1 protein-coding gene is annotated in these 805 nt (G+C 58.1%); it reads left to right on the top strand.

All coding sequences use genetic code 11. From position 1 onward, the window contains the following. Positions 1-32 precede the first annotated feature (32 nt). Positions 33-722, top strand: a complete 690-nt coding sequence (locus G6N73_RS36010; protein WP_165034588.1) for a recombinase family protein — start codon at positions 33-35, stop codon at positions 720-722. Positions 723-805: the final 83 nt, after the last annotated feature.

Raw genomic sequence — 805 nt, 5'->3', positions numbered from 1 at the left:
GTATATCTAAATGAGCCGAGCAGGAGGGGGATATGCGCGTTGCTCGTGTTTATCTGCGGGTCAGTACGCAAGGGCAGGATCTCGATCGCCAGGAATCGATCATCGCTGAGGCGAGGGACGCCGGGTACTACATCGCCGGCGTCTACCGCGAGAAGGCATCCGGCGCTCGCGCCGACCGGCCGGAACTGCTTCGTCTAATCGCGGACCTTCAGCCGGGGGAGGTTGTCGTTGCGGAGAAGATAGACCGCATCAGTCGTCTGCCTTTGCCTGAAGCTGAAAAGCTGATCGAAACAATTCGCAATAAGGGTGCTCGTCTTGCCGTACCTGGTGTGGTGGATCTTAGCGACATCGCGGCCAGCGCTGACGGCGTTGCCAAGATCGTGCTCGAGTCCATTCAGGAAATGTTGCTGAAGCTCGCCCTGCAAATGGCTCGAGACGACTTCGAGGATCGCCGCGAACGCCAGAGGCAAGGCATCGAATTGGCAAAGGCGGGCGGGAAATATGCCGGTCGCCAAGCTGACCTGGTGACACACGAACGCATTATTGTCTTGCGGTCTGGCGGCAACAGTATCAGCAGGACGGCGAAGCTGACCGGCTGCAGCGAAGCGCAGGTGAAGCGCGTCTGGGCTCGACATCAGCAGGAAAGCGGGAAGCAGGAGATGTTGTCGCAAAAGTTGAGTTCTGCGACTGTGCAAAAGTCAGTTGCAAAACCGTCGCTTTGATCGGGAGTTTTCGCGACAAGGGAAGGTCGCGAGAGGTGGCTTTCTTCCGTAGCTTCCCTCGATCGGAACGAGAAAGAAGCGCC

It is taken from the genome of Allomesorhizobium camelthorni (assembly GCF_011045125.1).
Lineage (GTDB): Bacteria > Pseudomonadota > Alphaproteobacteria > Rhizobiales > Rhizobiaceae > Allomesorhizobium > Allomesorhizobium camelthorni.
The sequence above is the reverse complement of the archived record's forward strand: the minus strand, read 5'-3'. Positions and strand labels throughout refer to the sequence as shown.

Coding starts and splice junctions, on each gene's coding strand:
- G6N73_RS36010 (WP_165034588.1), top strand. CDS start 33: ATGCGCGTTGCTCGTGTTTATCTGCGGGTCAGTACGCAAGGGCAGGAT.